Raw genomic sequence first — 18,408 nt, forward strand, 5'->3', positions numbered from 1 at the left:
ATTGGCCCAATCGAGAGGATTTTTCGCGAGGACGTCTGCACCCCAGACGGAGCCGACGCGGAAGCCTTGAAACTTGCCGGTTTTCGGATCGCGAACCTCATCGTCAGCGCTGTGTAAACCCCATTTTTCCTGAAGCTTCGCCTGCGCGTAGGATGAGGAAACCCCGCCCCAAAGATTGTTCGCAAGATGATAGAGACCGATACCCGCATTCGTGCGGCCTTTCATGATATTCGCGAGGCCGGGAAGGACCTCGGTCATGAACGAGTCGGTCCAGCCGTATCGCGCAGCGCCCGCGCCAGATACAGCTTGCAAAAAGTCTCCGCCGGTCACACGCCCGCGAAGCGCGATGATCGATTTGATGTATGCGTGCGAGATCGCCTCGATTGCCTCCGGTGTCGTTCGGCCTGCCATTTCGAAGGCGCGCGCGACGTTTGCGAGCTGCCTCGAATCTCCGGCGAAGCCTTTGGTTTCGTCCGACGAGAAGCTGAGAGCCGTGCGGAGCTTGTTGAATACAGGCAATAGCTCTGAAGCATGGTGCATCTCCTGCACTACGCCGTAAAGGTCGTGCAACGCTTCGATGTTGCCTGACAATGACGTTTGAAGATTACGTCCGGCCTCCGCGTAGGCGGTGGTCCGCGCAATCTGCATGTCCATCCCACGATGCGCGAGCGGAAGCGCGGCTGCCAGCGCGTTTTCCGCGTGCGCCAAGCCTTCGGCGGCCTGCTCAAACGCGATGAGGCCCTTGAATGTCGCCATGCCCGCCATGGTCGCGACAGTTCCGGCGATGGCTGAACGCAGGCCCGCGAAATTGTTCTCAATGCCATGCACAGTATGCTGGAAACGCTGCATCGACAGCAGCGCATGGTGCATCGGCCCCGTCAGGGCGTCGACAAGCCGAAGATGGACCGAAACATCGTAAGCTCCGCTCATTGCACAGCCCTCGAAGATGGAGCGTTCCCCTCGGAACCGCGCAGAAGGGCGATGGCGCCACGCGTGACAATGTCCACCGCGCGTTCAGCGGCGGGCGATCCGGTCCGAATATCATGTGCCGCAAGGAAGACCGCGAAAGACGCGGCGAACGCCTGGACGCCACAGTCGAAGCCGAGGGCTGAAGCGCCTTCCGCCATCGCGAAAGCGACTTCCTCAACGTCAGCATCACGCGGAGCGGGCCGAGTGACGCCGGCGAGTGGATCGAAAACTGTATCGTCGTGCATATCTCTGTCCTCGGATTGAAGAGAAGGAAGATGCGAGGTGGCGCGTCGAAGCCGCCGCAGTGCGGCGGACTTACGCCCTGCACGCGCGAGGGCCGGGCGGTTCGGACGGCGTGTCGCGGCTTGCTGACGGGGCGTAGCCCAGCGGCAGTTCGCGGGCGAATAAGGTCCATCGGGGTCGATGCGATCAAGGGTTGTGCCCTCAGGGCGTTCCCCCATGTCTGCGAGGAAGGCCGCGAAACGTTCCCATCGCGGGTCGACCGCGATTCCGCGGCCTCCATAGAGGGGATAACCGATGTGCTTCGTATCAAGGCACCGCTGGCGCATTCCTACCCACGAGGCCCACGCGCCCGGATGCTCGTGTCGCGCTCTCATCACGCGGCCTCGTCCCGGCGCTGCCCAGCGCGGATGCGGCGGGCGCGTGCTTCCCTGATCACGGCCAGCTCGGCGGGAGACAGAGGGTACGGACGCAGCGCGATGCCGTCCGCGATCGCCTGCATGAGCATACGCGTGTCCTCGCGCGGTACCACGGGGCCGCCTGCGCCATCGTACCCGCGCTGTAAATGACACACCGTGCTGCGGGCAAGTCCAAGCGCAATGGCGGCTTGATCAAGTGAGTAACCCACCGCGCGACGCCACAATGAAAAAGACGTTTTTGACATATTCTCACCGATGTATCGACAATTAATACAGTATAGCATGAAATGGAACGCCACCTCGGAAGGTGGCTTCAAAAGCGGACGTCAATCGCCAAGGAGTGCGATTATACTACTGATTTTAAGAGATAAAAATATTTTCACGGCGTCGTTTTGCGACCGGTTGCAAGCCGCTTAAGGTGCCAATTTGTACTTCATTGCCGTCCAATTTATTTGGAAAGCGACTTAATAAAAACACAACGAATCAAGTATCATTCTTCGGTTTAGGGCTGCGATAGCCGCGTGACCGTTCCGGACTGCGATAGGAAGGGCGGGCGCGAGATGCGGGGGAACCGAGATGAATGATGATACGAGCGCGTCCGCCGATGAGCGCGATGCGATGGCCGCTGATGGCGGCGAAGGCGGCGACACGACCGCCATTTGGGCGGCACTCCACCGGGAGCGTGCAGCACGCGTTCGGCAGAGGCCGAAGCGCGCAAGGCCGCTGATGCGGCAGATCGATATCGGAATCAGGCGCATCGTCTGCTCATAGAAAGCGAAATCGCCGATGCGGTCCACACGTCAGGCGGTGCGAACACGCGACTTCTGAAACCGCACCTCGAAGGCAGCGTCGCTGTCGTGGAAGAGAACGGGCACGATGTGGTGCGCGTCATTGGCGACGATGGACAGATTCGTTGGGGTCTACACGGCCCGATGACCGTGTTCGAACTTCTCCACGATTTGAAGCGCGACCCGGATTTGGTCGGGATATTCCAGCCACCTCGTGCGGCCGCTCCGGCAGCGCCGAAACCCGCTCGGACCATGTCGAGACGTGAGTGGCAGACTGAGATTGCGTCGGCCGATGCCGAGAAGCGCGCGGCTCTGATGAAGGATGCGGCTGCCGGCAAGATCGCTGTTCGCTGACGAGGTGCGCGCGCGGGATGCGCTGCCGCGCGCACCTCGGTTCAAGATAGCACGTACCGCGCTCGACTGACCTTGCAAGGGGCGCGCGACCACGACGGGATCCAGGTGCATGCTGAGCACCAGAAGCGGAAGCCGCGCGCTCACCATACGAATTCGACGAAGGAATGAGATGCCGCTCAATACTTCGAACGTACCGTGATTCGGGATATCCTTCTGCTCGGCCGGTCGATAGCGGCGGCACAGATTCGCAAGAACCTGGGCGATGTCCTTGAAAAAACCGACCGGCCGAATAACTGGAGGAGGATACGGGATTGAAAACACGCGCAGAGTGGCCTTCGAGCCGAAGAAGCCGCTCGAAATCGTGGACGTCGATCTCGAAGGCCCGAAGGCGGGCGAGGTGCTCGTCGAGATCATGGCGACGGGCGTCTGCCACACCGATGCCTATACGCTGGATGGCTTCGACAGCGAGAACATCTTTCCGTCGATTCTCGGCCATGAGGGCGCGGGCGTGGTGCGCGAGGTCGGCGCGGGCGTCACCAGCGTGAAGCCCAGCGATCACGTCAGCGCCGGAATGCCGCCAGTGCAAATCCTGCCTCAGCCGCAAGACGAATCTCTGCACGCATATCCGCGCCACACAGGGCAAGGGCCTGATGCCGGACGGCACGAGCCGCTTCTCCTACAAGGGGCGGACGATTTTCCACTACATGGGCTGTTCGACGTTCTCGAACTTCACGGTGCTGCCGGAAATCGCGGTGGCCAAGATCCGCGAGGGCGTCACGACGGGCGTCGGCTCGGTGATCTTCTCCGCGAAGGTGGAGCCGGGGGCGAATTGCGTTGTATTCGGCCTCGGTGGCATCGGGCTCAACGTGATCCAAGGTCTGCGCATGGTCGGCGCGGACAAGATCGTGGGCGACATCGTTGCTCATCTGGTGAACGTCACGGGCGGCGGCGCCGACTACAGCTTCGACTGCACCGGCAACACCACAGTGATGCGGCAGGCGCTTGAATGCTGCCATCGCGGCTAGGGAACGAGCAGCGTCATCGGCGTCGCTGAAGCGGGTAAGGAAATCTCGACGCGGCCCTCCAGCTCGTCACGGGCCGCGTGTGGAAGGGTTCGGCGTTCGGCGGCAACGTCATTATTTTTATATCTGTCAACGCTGCCTTGACTATTTTTTTCTTCTGAGGAATTCAGTGAAATCTATGACAATATAGGCGTTTGGCGTGGATGGTCATCGCTGCAACAGACATGAGAACACAGCACGGCTGGATCAGAACCGCCATATATTATAATTATTCTAAATATATTGTGTTTCTACGTTAGCACGCTGGGGATGTCAGGCCGTTAGGTTAGTCAATCAAAAGCAAGCCCATAAAGCCAGCGCAAACATACCTATAATAATTCTAAGAATAATTCCGAATTGTAGCTGGTGGCATGCCAGTCCAGATGCATTTCTTTACTCCCCGTTATTGCGAACTCCTTGATCACGGAAATTTGCTGCTTTATGGTCTCCCGCTAAAAGCACAGGCAGGCAGGCGGCATCGTGAGGGTCGTCCGATTCGAGAAAGGCTCCCGATGAGGATAATTTTGGCAGGTATCGCCTTAATCGTGCACGTTCTTTTTGGCGCCGCTCTCGCCGAGCAAGGGCCGAATTATCGCGATCTCGTCGGACGCATTGATGCCGCGCTCACTCAGGCAAAACAGGACTATCGCGGCGGACGTATAGACGCGGCTAAAGATAATGTTCAGCGCTCCTATTTCGAGATCTTCGAAAATCTCGAAGGCCCCATTCGCGTCAATATTTCAGCAAAGCGCAGCTACCAACTTGAGGCTGAGTTCGGAGCGATCCGGAAACTCATGACAACGGGTGCCTCGGCCGAAGAGATAGATGCGCGCATTGACAAACACATCGCCGCGCTCGACGAAATCGTACCGCTCCTCGAAAAGGGTCATCGGATCGTTGCGCAGAAATCGGACGCCGAGCTTGCCGCCGCGCAATCGGCATACGCGCCCGCTGCCGAACCGGTTTCAGCGCCGGCCGCGCAGGCCAGGGCAATCGAGCCGTATTGGCAGGCCGCCGTTGCCCGCATCAACGCCGACCTGCTCGCGGCTGCCGACGCGCTCAATGCCGGTGACAAGGTGAAGGCGAAGGCTTTCGCTCAGAAGGCGCATTTCGAAGGATACAAGAACAGCCTGCTCGAAACGGCAATTCGCCGTCACGTCTCCCAGAAGCAGGATGTCGCCTTCAATGCCGAATTGTCGCGCATCGCGGCGCTCACGAACGAAGAAAATGCCTCTTCCAAGGTCCGCGCCTCAGCGCGCGCGCTGAATGACGAGATGACGCCGCTGTTGCCTGGCCTCCCCCTCGTCGGCAACGCGAAATCGGAAGCCGTTGAAGCGCCTGCGGTGAACTGGCAAGGCGTCGCGCAAAAAATCCGGGCGGATCTTGCTTCGGCGCTCGCGTTGGCGGCGTCGGGACAAGGCACGAAAGCGATCGGGCAAATTCAGGATATCTACTTCGATTCATTCGAAGGCAGCGGCATGGAAGCCCGCGTCGGCGCACGCAGCGCGGATGCCAAGACCGGGATCGAGGCGCGCTTCAGCAAGCTGATGGCCCTCATCCGGGACGGCGCGCCCGCCGCATCCGTTCAGGCTGAAGCCGACGCGCTCAACGCCGATATCGCGAAGGCCGCCGACACGCTGTCCGATGCCGCGAGCGGAAGCTGGCTGACGCTTTTCTCCTACTCGCTGCTCATCATTCTGCGCGAAGGCTTCGAGGCGATGCTGATCGTCTCGGCCATCCTTGCCTATCTGGTGAAGACCGGAAACGGTGACAAGCAGCGGGTGATCGTGAACAGCGTGGGCGTCGCCCTGCTCGCGAGCGTCGCCACAGCGATCCTTTTAAAGCTCGTTTTCCGCAGCGGTGCGGCGAGCCAGGAGGTGCTTGAAGGCGCGACCATGCTGCTCGCCGCCGTAGTGCTTTTCTTTACAAGCAACTGGCTTCTGGCAAAGGCCGAAGCCGACAAGTGGAACGCCTTCATCAAGGACAAGCTCAAGGGCGCGGTTTCGGGAGGATCGCTCGCGGCGCTCTGGTTCGTGTCGTTCCTCGCGGTCTATCGTGAAGGGGCGGAGACGGTGCTGTTCTATCAGGCTCTCGTTCTTGATGCGGACAGTTCGGGCATGGGCGCAATTCTGGCGGGTTTCCTCGCTGGCTGCGCCGGGTTGGCCATCCTCTTCTTCGTGATGCGCTATGGCACGCTGAAGCTGCCGCTCGGCTTGTTCTTCAAGGCGACGGGGGCCCTTCTCTACCTCATGGCGTTCGTGTTCGTTGGCAAGGGCATCATGGAACTGGTCGAGGGCAAGATCTTCACCCCGACGCTTATCCCCGGTGCGCCTGAATTCACGCCGCTCGGCATCTACCCCTACTGGGAAACCGTCATTCCTCAGGCGCTGCTTGTGCTCGCCGCCATCCTCTCGCTTGTCGTCATCGCGAGGAAGCAAGCCCCGGGAGCCATTCAAGCGTCGACGCCGCGCTAGCGACGCATCCATGCAGAGACGTTTCACGTTCAACACAGGAGAGAACCTATGAAGAAACTTGCATGTGCAACCGCAGCACTGCTGCTCGGCGCGACGGGGGCCGCGCTTGCAGCCGAAGAGTTCAAGGAATATCCCATCGGCGAAGCGCAAAAGATCGGCTCGCTCGAAGTGGGCGCAGTTTATCTCGCCCCGATCGACATGGACCCGTCCGGCATCGATCTTCCCGCTTCGCAGGCCGATGTGCATCTCGAAGCCGACATCAAGGCGACCGAGGGTAACCCGAACGGCTTCGGCGCGGGCGAATGGATTCCGAACCTTACGGTGTCATATCGCCTTGAGAACAAGGACACCGGCAAGGTGCAGAGCGGCAACTTCATGCCGATGGTCGCCGTCGACGGTCCGCATTACGGCTCGAACGTGAAGTTCTCGGGCGCCGGTAACTACAAGCTCAGCTATCACGTCGAACCTCCGTCGCGCCAGGGCTTCGGCCGCCACACCGACAAGGCTTCCGGCGTCGGCAAGTGGTTCGAGCCGTTCGACGTGGCTTACGACTTCACCTTCGTGCCGCTCAAGTAGCCTCGAATTAACCTTTGCGTCGGTACCCGTAGCCGACGCCTCGGCGCTTCGTCTCACAAGGGCGGAGCGCCCGCTTTGTTCAAAGCCTTGCCATCACCGAGCGTGAAGGCGGGGTGCCTTAAGGACCAGACGCTTCATGGCGTTCTATATCACCATCCTCGCCAAGGCGTTTGCCGCGACCGCGCTCGTTCTTGCGCTCTGGCCGCTTGCGACAGCCCGCACGGGCCGTGGATACCTTTCATCCCTGAGCTGGATGGCAGCGTTGGGATTTCTGATCGGAGCGGCTGCGGCACTTGGGGCGCAGAGCTGGCCAACATCGGCCAAATCAATCGGGCTCGGGATGCATAGCGCGGCCCTGGCGACATCACTGCTCGCGCTCCTCATCCTGCCGCTTTCGCTCTTGAACCGGGGACGCGATGGCGCTGCTCCTCGCAGCGCGTCCTGCGCGCTCGCTGCCGGTGTCGGCATTCTGCTCATCGGCGCGCTTGCCGCTCAGGGCGCCTATGAAGCGTGGCGGCTGTCTGCCGACCACTCGCTGACCGCCACCGATGTCGTGAACACCGAACTCATTCTCAACGCCACCGGCATCGCAATCGGTCTCGGCGTACTCCTGCTGCTCGCCATCGTGACGCGAGCGGCGGGGCGGCTGGCGGGCAGGCGCGCCGCTTTCGCCTGTGTCGTGGCGCTTCTGTCTTTCGTGCTCCTTGCTGCGACGGAAAGCGTCGTGCTCGGGCTGCTCAAGTCCGGCTTCATCGGCGTGACGCCCGCGCGCGTGACGTTCGTCGCCAAGCTTTCCATCGCATTGCCGTGGCTGCCGTTCCTGGCGCTTGCCGTTCCGCTCGTTCTCGCGGCAATCGCGTTCGTCCGCCGCTTCCGCATCCCCGACGTTCCGGACCGCGTCGAACGTCGCCGCCTCCGCGCGCGCGCCGAAGGGGAGCGCGGCTGGCGAAACGGGCTCGCTGCGACGGCGGCTTTTCTGCTCACCGTGATGGCGTATCAGGATCTTTATGCGTCGCGACCGCCCACGCTTTCCGCTGCAACGCCTGTAAAAACAGACGATCAGGGTTTTGTTCGCATTCCCATCGCCGACGTGAAGGACGGCAATCTGCACCGCTTCGGCTATGTTTCGTCGGACGGGCATCTCGTCCGCTTCTTCCTGATCAACAAGTACGATAAGGAGCACGCAAGCATCGCGGTGGTGTTCGATGCGTGCATCATCTGCGGCGATGCAGGCTATATCCAGAAAGGGCAGGAAATCTATTGCAGTTCCTGCAATGTGCGCATGTTCCGGCCCAACCTCGGCAAGGCCGGCGGCTGTAACCCGATCCCGCTCAATCACAAGGTGGAGGAAGGCATCATCCTCATCGCGGATCGCGATCTGGAAAAGGGCGTCCGCAACTTCAAGACCATCGTCGACATGGAAGTGATCGACCCGGTTTCGGGTGCGAAACTGATCAACACCAAGGCGGCGCGGCAATATGAATACGGCGGCAAGACGTACTTCTTCGAAAGCCAGCAGAACTACGAGACATTCCGCGCCAACCCCGACGCCTATGCGAAGGGCCGTAAGGCCACCATCTCCCCGCCGGTTTCATCGAGGGAGGGCTGAGCCATGCTGGTGAGAATGCTGCGGCAATCCTTCTTCGAGGGCTACAGGCGCAAAGCGCTTGCCGCCGCCACGGTGGCGCTTGCCGCTACGCTCATCACCGCGCTCTTTGCGCTGTCGGTGGACGTGGGCGACAAAATGGCCCGCGAGATGAAGCAGTACGGCTCCAACATCCGCGTCACACCAAAGAGCGAGACGACATCGCTCGTCATCGGCGGCATCGACTATAACCCCCTCAAGGGCCGCGATTATCTGAACGAAACCGACCTGCCGAAGATGAAAGACATCTTCTGGCGCAACAATATCGTCGGCCTCGCTCCGCGCCTGTCCATGCCGGTGAATGTGGAGGGCAACGGCGCCGCTTCGCAAATCCCGCTCGTCGGAACATATTTCGATCGCGTCACGCCCCTGCCTTCCGATTCGGCCTGGCGAACCGGCGTCAAGATCACCAATCCTTTCTGGAAGGCCGAAGGCGCCTGGCCCGACGACGCTTCGACATCGGAAGTGCTCGTCGGTCAGGATCTTGCCAAAAGGCTGGGCATCGGCGTGGGTGGTTCGTTGATCCTGCGCGACGCCAACAAGCCGGACGCTCCCCCGCGCGACGTTAAAGTAACCGGCATTCTCGCGTCCGGCGCGGGTGAGGATCAGGCGATCGTTGCTCCGCTTCCGCTCGTGCAGGAGATGGCGAATCTGGCGGGCAAGGTGCAGTCGGTCGATGTCAGCGCGCTGACGGTCGCCGAAAACGACCTCTCCCGCAAGGCGAGCCACGGCTCCGAGACGCTCTCCTCCAAGGAATACGACACCTGGTATTGCACCGCTTACGTGAGCGCCATCTCGCACCAGATCGAAGAGGCGGTGGCGGGCGTTGCGGCGCGGCCGATCTGGCAGGTCGCTTCGGGAGAAGGGGCCGTCATCGGGCGAATCGATATGCTGTTGCTCGTGGTGAGCCTTGCCGCCATCGCCGCGGCGGCCATGGCCGTCGCCGCGCTCACCAACACGACCGTGTCCGAGCGGTCGAAGGAGATCGGCCTCATGAAGGCGCTCGGCGCGACGACGGGGCAGGTCTACACGCTGTTCATGGGCGAAGCGATTGTCGTCGGGCTGTTGGGCGGGGCGCTTGGCCTCGTGCTCGGATATTTCGTCGCGCAAAGCGTCGGCTGGAGCGTGTTCGGAACGGACATCGAGATTCAGCCGATCACGGTGCCTGTCGTCCTGTTCGTTTCGGTCATGATCGTGCTGATCGGCTCCATCCTGCCGTCGCGCGCCATTGCACGGCTTCTGCCGGTGGAGGTGCTCCATGGGCGCTGAAGATCGCCTGCGGGCACGGAAGGCCGGCGGCGCAAGGTTGCAGCGCGCGGCAGCCTTTTCGCGCTTCATCCTGCACTCGCTGACGCGGGGCAACCGGCTCGGCGTGGCGCTCGCCGCCATCGTTGTCGGCTCGGCCATCGTCACAGCGCTCACGAGCCTTTACTTCGACATCTCCATCAAGATGAGCGAAGAGTTGCGCGCCTTCGGGCCGAATGTCATCGTTTCTCCGAAGCCTGATATGGCAGCCGCAGCCCGCGGCGAACGCGGCACCGACGCCAAGACGCTGCGCGACGCCATCGCAGATCTTCCGCGTGATCGTCTTGTCGGTGGCACGCCCTATCTCTTCGGCCTTGTTCGTCTCGACCTCGGCAATGCGGTGCTGGTGGGCGCGGATCTCAGCCAGGTGAAGGCGATCTCGCCCTTCTGGCAGGTGGACGGCAGTTGGATCAGCGTCGATTTCGACGAGCGAAACGCGCTGGTTGGCAGTGGCCTCGCAAAAGCGATGGAACTGACCGTCGGCAAGCCCGTGACGATCCGAAGCCTCGATGGCGCACGGCAGGCGCGCGTGACCGTAAAGGGGATCGTCGAAACCGGTGAGAACGAGGACAGCCAGATCTTCGTGAACCTCGCGCTCGCCCAAAGACTGCTCGACCTGCCGCGCCGCGCCGATTTCGCTATGGCGAGCGTCGTGGCGCAAGGACCCGAGGCCGATGCGATGACGTCCGCCATGACGGCGAAATTCCCCGTGCTCGACGCGCGGCCAATTCGCAAGGTCTCGCAAGCGGATGGGCAGATCCTCGACAAGATCGAGGGGCTGATGGCGCTCGTGGCGGCCATCATCCTCGTCATCACTACCCTTTCCGTGAACGCGACGCTGACAGCCATGGTGGCGGAGCGAGCGCCCCAGATCGGGTTGCAGAAAGCCATCGGCGCGTCGAACCGCATCATCGTGGCCCAGATCCTTGCCGAAACGGCCATCATCTGCCTCGTGGCAACCGCGATCGGCCTCGCGCTCGGCTTTCTGCTTGCGCAGCTTCTCGGGCAAGCCGTCTTCGGTGCGTGGGTTTCCTTCCGCCCCGTGGTGCTGCCCCTGACGCTTGGATTATCGCTTGTCGCGGCGCTTGTCGCAGCGGCGCTGCCGGTGCGTGGCGCGGTCAATGTTGTGCCCGCCCGCGTGCTCAGAGGAGAATGATGCCGTGACCTTTCGAGAAAACGAGGCCGCGCCCCAGGTTCAAAAAGAGGACGCGCCGACGCCTGCGGTCAGCGAAGAGCGTCGCGCCGTGATCGCGGTCGAAAGGCTGTCGAAGCGCTTCGGCGCTCTTGCAGCGCTCGACGACGTTTCTTTCCGGGTGAACACGGGCGAATTCGTGTCGATCATGGGGCCGTCCGGCTCCGGCAAGACGACACTGCTCAACATCCTGTCACTGCTCGATACGCCGAGCGGCGGTTCCTACAAGCTCGACGGGATCGAGACGGCTGAACTCACCGAGCGCGAGCAGGTGGTCATCCGGCGCGAGAAGATCGGCCTCGTCTTCCAGCAGTTTCACTTGATCCCGTATCTCACGGCGGTCGAAAACATCATGCTGGCGCAGTATTATCATTCCATCGCCGACCGAGAGGAGGCGCTGGAGGCACTGGACCGCATCGGGCTTGCGGCGCGCGCCGATCATCTGCCCTCGCAGCTTTCGGGCGGCGAACAGCAGCGCGTCTGCATCGCGCGCGCGCTCATCAACGAACCGCCGCTGATCCTGGCCGACGAGCCGACCGGCAATCTCGATGCCGCCAACGAAGAACTTGTCATGAGCCTGTTCGAAAAGCTCAAATCCGAGGGACACACGATCATCCTCGTGACCCATAACCCCGAACTCGGCGCGCGGACCGACAGGATCATCCGCCTTCAGCACGGAAGGCTGGCGCAATGACGAAAGCTTTCAGGATTTTGTTTGCCGCTGTGTTTTCCTGCGTCGTTCTGACGGCCTGCTCCGAACCGCGCGCGGCGAAGGAGGGCGAGGCGGCCATCGAGGTTGCCGCGATGACGCTCGACGGAGCGCCTGTCGACATCGACGCCTATCGGGGCAAGGTGGTGCTCGTCAATTTCTGGATGACCGGCTGCGGACCATGCCTCAAGGAAATGCCGATCCTCGACACCTATTACCGAACCAACAAGGACAGGGGCTTCGAAGTTCTGGGCGTGAACATGGGCGACTCGAAGGAGTCCATCAAGTTCGTCCTCAAGCGCTTCAAGTTTTCCTTTCCGCTGCTTGAAGATCCCTTGAAAATCACGTCAGAACGCTGGCAGGTCGAGGCGCTTCCTACGTCCTTCATCATCGACCGTCAGGGAATTGTGGTTCGCAAGATCGTCGGGCCACTGGATGAGCCGAAACTTGAACAGGAAATCGGCAGGCTTCTTGACGGCGCGAGCATCTGAAGCCGGGCGGCGGACGCAACGCAGCCAGCGTATCAGGCTGAACTTTTCAGATCGGGAAATCCGTCTCTATTCCACAATTCGGCGCGGAAAACCGGTTCCCACCTTTCCTGGAATTGCTATGGCCCAATGGAGGAAACATGAGTGTGCGGCACGCCGGCGGGCGGGCGGTCCATACCAGCCAGCGGGGTACGAAGCGCAAAAGCGTTCGGAAGGCTTTATTGCTCGGCGTCTCCGCGCTTGTTTTGGCGGTTGCCGGTGCGCGCGCGCAAGACGTTGAGGCGGGACGCGATCTCTATGAAACGACCTGCGCCAACTGTCATGGAGAACGGGGCGACCGTGCCGCGCTCGGTCAGTCTCGTCCGCTGAAAACCCTCGCCGCATCCGATATTCGCACCTACCTCAAGGCGAAGCAGGGCATGGCAGAGCCGCAACGTACGCAGGATCGCATCAAGGCAGCCCTGACTGATGAAGAAATGGAAGCGGTCGCCGCCTATGCCGCGCAGTTCGGACGGCAGTAAACGCCCGGCGGAGTGTGACGGTTCGCGTTGCCGATCCGATTCCCGTGAACGTTGTGGGGCTATGATTGTACGGAGCGCGGGCCGCCTTGCCTCGCGACGGGAACTCAGGGGCGGGGCGGCCCATAAATACCGGCGCCGTCGTCTCCCAGCGGGCCGGGGGGTGAGAGAGAAAGGCCGCGCTATGGTGAGATGAGCGGCCTTTTCTCAGATCCGCTGGCGCCTCATTTTTTCGCGGTCGTCTCTTTCGGCTTAAGCTGCGTTCCCGGCGGAAGCAGCAAGTTCACATCGTTAGGCGTAACAACGTCGAAAAGCGCGAGGAAGCGCGTTGCATCATCCCTGTTGCCGCCGACATACACGCCGTTGCCAAGCTTTCCGGTGGTGGCAGTTTCAAGTATCGCTGCCTTCGGTCCTTTCAACGTAACGTCCGCCGCTGGCAGCGCGCCTTCTGTGAATGCCGCGATACGGTTGCGAACCTCGAAACCAGCCTTCTCGCCCGTGTCGGTCACGTCGAACTGCACTGCCATTTTCGCGTCCTGCGCCCGCTCAGCGTTCAGCCGAACGCCCATCGTCTTCAGGAATTGCGTCGTCGGCAGAGCGGCCACGATAGCGGGATCGGCGAATTGCCATGCTTTCGAACGGTCTATGCTGCCGTCGAGTTCTTTCGAGCCGGAGATGCCGAAGACGCGCCAGTAGATATTCGTTTGCAGATAGGCCCATTCGCGGAGCGCCTTTGCCTTGAGATTGCGCGCCTGCATGTCGGTCGGGTCGGCGCGCGTCAGGTGCGTCAAGACCTCGGCCGCCCAGCCGTAGTTCCGTGCGTCGATGGACTTGCGCCCCTCTTCGAGCACCGCGTCGCGGCCGCCCATCACGCGCACATATTGCTTCGACAGTTCGATGAAGCCGGGCCGTGCAAGCTGCGTGGCATCGCCTTCCCACCAGCCGAGATAGCCATCGTAGATGTTGCGCACCGAATGCGCGACGGTGCCATAATACTCCTGTAGCCACGGATCGCTCGCGAACGGCTCGGGCAGGATTACCTTTTCCGCGAGTTGGTCACGCTTGTAGCCGAGGTTCATCCAGTAGATGGATTGATCGTGTACGTATTGGATCGCGTCGCGATAGTTGCGGATGCGGTCCACGATGAAGTCGTTGCCCTTCCACGCTCGCATGTGCGAGCCGGAATAGGTGTCCGCGTTCTTTGCATACTGCAAAAGCGCGTCGACCCCTTGCATCCATTCCTCCACGTCGCGGTAGGACGTGCCGCGCAGCGTGTAGAGGTTGGGGAATGTTTCGCCCTGCACCGTTTCCGAGCCGTGAACGTGCTTGAAGTCGGGCAGCCACACGTCGACCTCGTCATCGCCCGCGTCGCCATACGCAGGAAAAATCTCGAAGTTCACACCAGAAATCGTCGTCTTGAGCGGCCTGTCGCTCGGCACCGTAACCGTTGGCATGAAAAAGGATATCGGCCCCGCGCCGAAGGTCGGCCCGATACCGAAGTGCACCGCTCCCGCGGGGCCGTGAGGCACGTATCCACCCGCATAGGCGGTGCGCTGCGTCAGGATATTGCCGACGACGCCGACGTCGTTGATGAGGTTCTTCACGAAGTTTTCGGACGCGATGATCTGCACCTTGCCAGAATCCACGGCGTCCTTCGTGACGCCCCAGCCGGTTGAACCGAACGCGTGGTCTGGATGGCGATGGGTGTAAACGATGGCGACGACGGGCAGCTTCGCCGCGTCCGGCGCAGCTTGAGCGAAGGCGTCCCGCGTCGCCTTTGCGCTGTTATCGTCCGAGCCGGGATCGACGACGATCAGGCCGTCATTGCCGACGACGATGAGGGTGGATGCAAGCTGAAAGCCGTAAGCATGGTAGATCTTGTCTTTCACAACCTCCTGGATCGTCTTCGGCATCATCCGCGCGTATGCAGTCTGCGCCGGTGCAATCGTAGGGGCAGGTTCCGTGTAAGCCAGGTTCTCGCCCTGCCAGACAGCCGGAGCGAGATGGCTTAAGATATCCTTGCCATTGAAAACTGCGGCGTTTTGACTTCTTATCGGGCTATTCATCGGACCCTGTTCGTCGGCTGCCGCGAAGCCAGCCAAAGCAAACATCGAAATCGCGCTTCCGAGGATGAGTCTTCTACAAAACGTCATGAACCGGCTCCGCATGAATGGATGCGGAGCAAGGCGCTTTTCGGCGGGTTCGTTCCGGGATAACTGCCTTAAGGGCGAACAGATTGTTAAGCTTGCCGCTTAATGTGCCTACAACGTCGGCGATGAGCGGCTCAAGTGCTACGGTGATAGCGGAACCGCAAACGGGGCCTCTCGGGTCATCCTCGACGATTTTGCACCGTGTCAACATTTTTCCGGCATGGCAGCCCGTTATTCTCTTCTTCGAGAAGAGGAGGCTTTTGGCCTCCCCCCTTATACTGCAATCTTGAGTTGTGTGGCCAATGGTTTTGCCACCAATGCCCATGAATAGAGATATCGATCTCTTCGAGCTGCTTCAATATGCTCCATCAATACAGGCAACGCTTCTCGCACAGTCTCTGTGTCCTCTGCCAGTCGTGCCAACATTCGACGAACCGTCAGGATGCCCCGCTCCTTCAACAACCCCTCTTTGATATTCTTACATGTTGCTCGACGGATCGCCTGCCTCAGCTCCTTGTCCGTCACCTCATAGGTGCGAGCCAAATCCGCCTCGGACACTGCGCTGATAAATTCTTGAAGGACAAGACGCCGATCATCGGACTGGATCTCGTGCAGGCTGGCTCCTTCTTCGTTCAGGGGATCGCGAAAGAGATTGCGCTTTCGTTCTTCCTCTTGCCTGCAGAGCCTGTCGAACTCTGCGAGATCTGCATCCTCCGTCTCGTCCTTCTTCCTTTTTCGTGTAAAGGAAAGGTCTGCATCGAGGCCGCTTGCGGCCTTGATGTCCTTCCTTTTATTTTCACTGTCGAAGTTATTGATAGGTAGAAGGTTATTTTTAGTTATGTCCCGACATTTTTCCGTTCCGGCTTTTCCCGGTCCTGAAAAACTCCGTGCCGGAGAAATGTCGTCACGGTGCAATCGATAGCCTGAGAGAGCGATGCGTCCACGCTCGCGCTTCGATGCCTTCTCGACGATACCCTCGTTCACGAGCGGCTTCAGGAGCGCCTGGATCGCGTCCCTCTTCATACCGAATCGCCCGCCGATGTTCTCGGCGCTCATGATGAATGACGCCTCATGCGACCGCAGATATTCCATGAGCGCGAGGTGACGCCAGGGGCGCGCAGGTAGGCTTCGACTCAGCAAGAGATAGCCGTCGCGCTTTGGCCCCGGAGGCGGAGCCGCGTCGAGATCGAGGTCTTCGACGGCTCGTCCCCATTCACCGTCAGCATCCCGATACTGACGTCGGGTCACGTAGCCGAGATGCTTCGCCTCGGCAATCGCGCGTCGAAACAGGCGTTCTCCGAAGCCGAAGTCGCGGCGAAGGGTGATCTCGCTCGACACCCAGTCGTCGGCCTGTCGAGCGCGCCAGATGATAAAAAAATATGTGGCTAGGTCGAGTCTTTGATCATCGCTGACGGCATGCGGCAAGCGTCGCTTCTCGGCTCGACGTTCGGCATCGGTAGATGATCCGACCGATGCCGTGTTCAGGGCAAGCATTTTTCTCGTTTTCCTGTGAACGAACGAGCTGAAAGGCTTGCGTGGCTAGCATGGTGCGATTAAATACGCAGTGCATTGTTGGCGTCGCCCTTCTTCTCAAGGTTTTTTGAAGCCGATCGGCAAATCGGCTCAGTTCGACGCAATACATCTCGCACTCGTGTTCAGCCCCACCCTTGAAGGTGGGGCTTTTTTCTTTTGTCAGATAGAAATCTCTGCTCGATGTGGTCGTTTTTCAAGAGCGTTTCTTGATGGGCTGTGAATATCGTCAAGGTGTATGTTCCGCGCGCTTGATAAATGATCGGCTCACGACCGGCCCCGCCTTTGGCCCCTGCACTGGCCCGGTAACAGGCCCTTTACACGTCTGATTTCGAGCGAAAACCTCCATTTTACGGGCGTTCGAGCCATCGATTCACTGGCCCCACGACTGGCCCCTGAAATGGCCCTGCGTTGGCCCTCATCCTGCACCTGCATTGGCCCCGACCGATGCTCCGACGCTTGCCGATGTAGCGCGGAAAGCGGCGCTTGTAGCGCCCTGATGCGCCGGCATGGCGGTCGCAGAAAGCCGCACGTCCCGTGCGTGGTCCGTGCCGAACGCGATGTCTCGGTAGTGGATGCGCCCTCCACTCTTGTAACGCTGGGCATAAGAGGGGCGGCCCATGCCGAACGCGGTGACAGAGGCGGGAGTGATGCCTCGCGCCTTGCACCACGCCCTGTAACCCGCGTAGAGCGTGCTAGACGATGTGCGGCTGCCCGGAGAGGGATAGGTGCGCTCACGGTAGAAGTCGGCGACGGAATCGCTCGCAAGCGCCTCCGTGGCGGCTGGAACCGAGCGGCGCGGCAATCCCTGCGGTGCGGGGGACACGCCAGCCACTGGCGCGCCTTGTGCCGCTGGCGATGCATCCCTCGCAGGAGAGTCACCGGTAGGCGTCTCTATGGTGACTGCGCATCCACGACGGTCACCGTCCCGTGTGCTGGTATCCCCCACAGCATCCCCGTGCGCGGCTCCCAGAGAGGGGGATGCACCGCTCGTCATCCCGCCCTCCCTCGCGGGCATCTTCCCGCTGTCGAGCCTGAGCGCGTCGAGATCGGGGACAGGCAGGGACACCATGGGTGCCCCCGAGACGACGCGCGATGCTTGAGAAGAAGGGTACCCCTCGTTCTCAGCACCGTGGAGCGCAATCGAAAATGAAAGTGTGCGGAGCGCTGCCAACGCGAGCAGGCCGATCATGAGGGAGGCATGCTCGACAGTCCGTTCGTCGAGCCCAGTCATCTCGGCGATCAGCGCCTCGCCTGCGTTCGCAGGGATCGGCATCTCCGGCGCAGCGACGCGGGTGCCGATCACAAATTTTGCCTTTTCGATCTTCTCAATCGTGGCGAGTTCCATGCGAAGAGAGAGAACGGTGGAGCACAGCGAATACGCGGGCACGTCGGTTTTCGTGCAATCCTCCGTCGATTTCGCCAGCGATTCGCGCATGCCCTTGCCGAGGTTGACGCTGCGCGATAGTTCCCGGTAAATCTCGGCGAGAACCTCGCCCTTGTCGCGCGTGCTTTTCAGCGTTTCGAGCACGCGCTGCGCGTTTTCGATAACTTCAATTTCGCCCTTTGCTACGGCCTGCGCCGCAGCTTGCTGGAAACGGCTTTGCTCCTGTGCGACGATGATTTTCGCTTTCCACCATGCCGCCTCATAGAAGAGAATGTAGCCTTCTGATAGAACGAGGCCACAGAGGAGTGCCATGCTCAGCGCACGGCGTCCCTCCTTTCGCGCCTGACGCGACATAAAGATTGCGGTCAGGGAGTAGAGGACCATCGCCACGCCGACTCCGCCGACGACGATCGATGCGAGCGGGGAGACGCCTGCGCGTGCTGCGCCGCCTTGATAAACCATGACGGCTGAGAGGATCGCGACGCTGATCGCCAAGATGATCGCGATGCAGCGCATGACGAACAAGCCGCGCGTCATCGTCGGCCTCGCTCGAATGAGCGCGAACGCATCTTTTCCGTTGTCGGAAGGCAAGCGCGTTGCGGC

General features: G+C 60.9%; 14 protein-coding genes and 1 pseudogene. 10 read left to right on the forward strand and 5 right to left on the reverse strand.

Annotated elements, in window-relative coordinates:
• Positions 1-1,585 precede the first annotated feature (1,585 nt).
• Positions 1,586-1,837, reverse strand: coding sequence for a hypothetical protein (locus QM659_RS08270; RefSeq protein WP_415188047.1), 252 nt, complete (start codon positions 1,835-1,837; stop codon positions 1,586-1,588).
• A 367-nt stretch (positions 1,838-2,204) separates the two neighbouring features.
• On the opposite strand from QM659_RS08270, the gene QM659_RS08275 reads away from it, so the two are divergent.
• Positions 2,205-2,399, forward strand: a complete 195-nt coding sequence (locus QM659_RS08275; protein ID WP_415188048.1) for a hypothetical protein — start codon at positions 2,205-2,207, stop codon at positions 2,397-2,399.
• Between the two features lie 149 nt (positions 2,400-2,548).
• On the opposite strand, the gene QM659_RS08280 is transcribed toward QM659_RS08275, so the two are convergent.
• Complete coding sequence (locus QM659_RS08280) at positions 2,549-3,184, reverse strand: hypothetical protein (protein WP_415188096.1); 636 nt, start codon at positions 3,182-3,184, stop codon at positions 2,549-2,551.
• Between QM659_RS08280 and QM659_RS08285 the strand changes: the two are divergent.
• From QM659_RS08285 to QM659_RS08325, 9 genes and pseudogenes are all read left to right on the forward strand, one after another.
• Positions 3,081-3,899 (forward strand): annotated as a pseudogene (locus tag QM659_RS08285) (alcohol dehydrogenase catalytic domain-containing protein); the annotation flags it as partial. The gene QM659_RS08280 and the pseudogene QM659_RS08285 overlap by 104 nt on opposite strands.
• A 477-nt stretch (positions 3,900-4,376) precedes the next feature.
• Positions 4,377-6,305 (forward strand): FTR1 family iron permease, encoded by a 1,929-nt coding sequence (locus tag QM659_RS08290; RefSeq protein WP_415188049.1) that lies wholly within the window; start codon positions 4,377-4,379, stop codon positions 6,303-6,305.
• Between the two features lie 48 nt (positions 6,306-6,353).
• On the forward strand, positions 6,354-6,881 hold the full coding sequence (locus tag QM659_RS08295) for an iron transporter (RefSeq protein WP_415188050.1): 528 nt from the start codon (positions 6,354-6,356) through the stop codon (positions 6,879-6,881).
• Between the two features lie 136 nt (positions 6,882-7,017).
• A complete protein-coding gene (locus tag QM659_RS08300; protein ID WP_415188051.1) occupies positions 7,018-8,490 on the forward strand; it encodes a Fe-S-containing protein in 1,473 nt (490 codons plus the stop codon).
• A 3-nt stretch (positions 8,491-8,493) separates the two neighbouring features.
• Complete coding sequence (locus QM659_RS08305; RefSeq protein WP_415188052.1) at positions 8,494-9,795, forward strand: ABC transporter permease; 1,302 nt, start codon at positions 8,494-8,496, stop codon at positions 9,793-9,795.
• Entirely contained in the window at positions 9,785-10,987 is a 1,203-nt protein-coding gene (locus tag QM659_RS08310; protein WP_415188053.1) for an ABC transporter permease, read from the forward strand. The genes QM659_RS08305 and QM659_RS08310 overlap by 11 nt, the downstream gene beginning before the upstream one ends.
• Before the next feature lie 4 nt (positions 10,988-10,991).
• Positions 10,992-11,717, forward strand: coding sequence for an ABC transporter ATP-binding protein (locus QM659_RS08315; RefSeq protein ID WP_415188054.1), 726 nt, complete (start codon positions 10,992-10,994; stop codon positions 11,715-11,717).
• Positions 11,714-12,223 (forward strand): TlpA family protein disulfide reductase, encoded by a 510-nt coding sequence (locus tag QM659_RS08320; protein ID WP_415188055.1) that lies wholly within the window; start codon positions 11,714-11,716, stop codon positions 12,221-12,223. Before QM659_RS08315 ends, QM659_RS08320 begins: the two co-directional genes overlap by 4 nt.
• 218 nt (positions 12,224-12,441) lie before the next feature.
• Positions 12,442-12,741, forward strand: a complete 300-nt coding sequence (locus tag QM659_RS08325; RefSeq protein WP_415188056.1) for a c-type cytochrome — start codon at positions 12,442-12,444, stop codon at positions 12,739-12,741.
• Between the two features lie 221 nt (positions 12,742-12,962).
• On the opposite strand, the gene QM659_RS08330 is transcribed toward QM659_RS08325, so the two are convergent.
• The 3 genes from QM659_RS08330 to QM659_RS08340 form a co-directional block, all read right to left on the reverse strand.
• Positions 12,963-14,651: an alkyl sulfatase dimerization domain-containing protein gene (locus tag QM659_RS08330; protein ID WP_415188057.1), complete on the reverse strand. Its 1,689-nt coding sequence runs from the start codon at positions 14,649-14,651 to the stop codon at positions 12,963-12,965.
• Between the two features lie 510 nt (positions 14,652-15,161).
• Positions 15,162-16,382 carry a hypothetical protein gene (locus QM659_RS08335; protein WP_415188058.1) on the reverse strand — a complete coding sequence of 407 codons (1,221 nt, stop codon included), beginning with the start codon at positions 16,380-16,382 and terminating at the stop codon, positions 15,162-15,164.
• Between the two features lie 454 nt (positions 16,383-16,836).
• Complete coding sequence (locus QM659_RS08340; protein WP_415188059.1) at positions 16,837-18,342, reverse strand: primase-like DNA-binding domain-containing protein; 1,506 nt, start codon at positions 18,340-18,342, stop codon at positions 16,837-16,839.
• Positions 18,343-18,408 lie beyond the last annotated feature (66 nt).

Origin of the sequence: Rhodomicrobium sp., assembly GCF_047605405.1 — a bacterium.
GTDB classification, from domain to species: Bacteria; Pseudomonadota; Alphaproteobacteria; order Rhizobiales; family Rhodomicrobiaceae; genus Rhodomicrobium; species Rhodomicrobium lacus.

Coding starts and splice junctions, on each gene's coding strand:
- QM659_RS08275 (WP_415188048.1), top strand. CDS start 2,205: ATGAATGATGATACGAGCGCGTCCGCCGATGAGCGCGATGCGATGGCC.
- QM659_RS08280 (WP_415188096.1), bottom strand. CDS start 3,184: ATGATCTCGACGAGCACCTCGCCCGCCTTCGGGCCTTCGAGATCGACG.
- QM659_RS08295 (WP_415188050.1), top strand. CDS start 6,354: ATGAAGAAACTTGCATGTGCAACCGCAGCACTGCTGCTCGGCGCGACG.
- QM659_RS08300 (WP_415188051.1), top strand. CDS start 7,018: ATGGCGTTCTATATCACCATCCTCGCCAAGGCGTTTGCCGCGACCGCG.
- QM659_RS08305 (WP_415188052.1), top strand. CDS start 8,494: ATGCTGGTGAGAATGCTGCGGCAATCCTTCTTCGAGGGCTACAGGCGC.
- QM659_RS08310 (WP_415188053.1), top strand. CDS start 9,785: ATGGGCGCTGAAGATCGCCTGCGGGCACGGAAGGCCGGCGGCGCAAGG.
- QM659_RS08320 (WP_415188055.1), top strand. CDS start 11,714: ATGACGAAAGCTTTCAGGATTTTGTTTGCCGCTGTGTTTTCCTGCGTC.
- QM659_RS08330 (WP_415188057.1), bottom strand. CDS start 14,651: ATGCCGAAGACGATCCAGGAGGTTGTGAAAGACAAGATCTACCATGCT.
- QM659_RS08335 (WP_415188058.1), bottom strand. CDS start 16,382: ATGCTTGCCCTGAACACGGCATCGGTCGGATCATCTACCGATGCCGAA.
- QM659_RS08340 (WP_415188059.1), bottom strand. CDS start 18,342: ATGACGCGCGGCTTGTTCGTCATGCGCTGCATCGCGATCATCTTGGCG.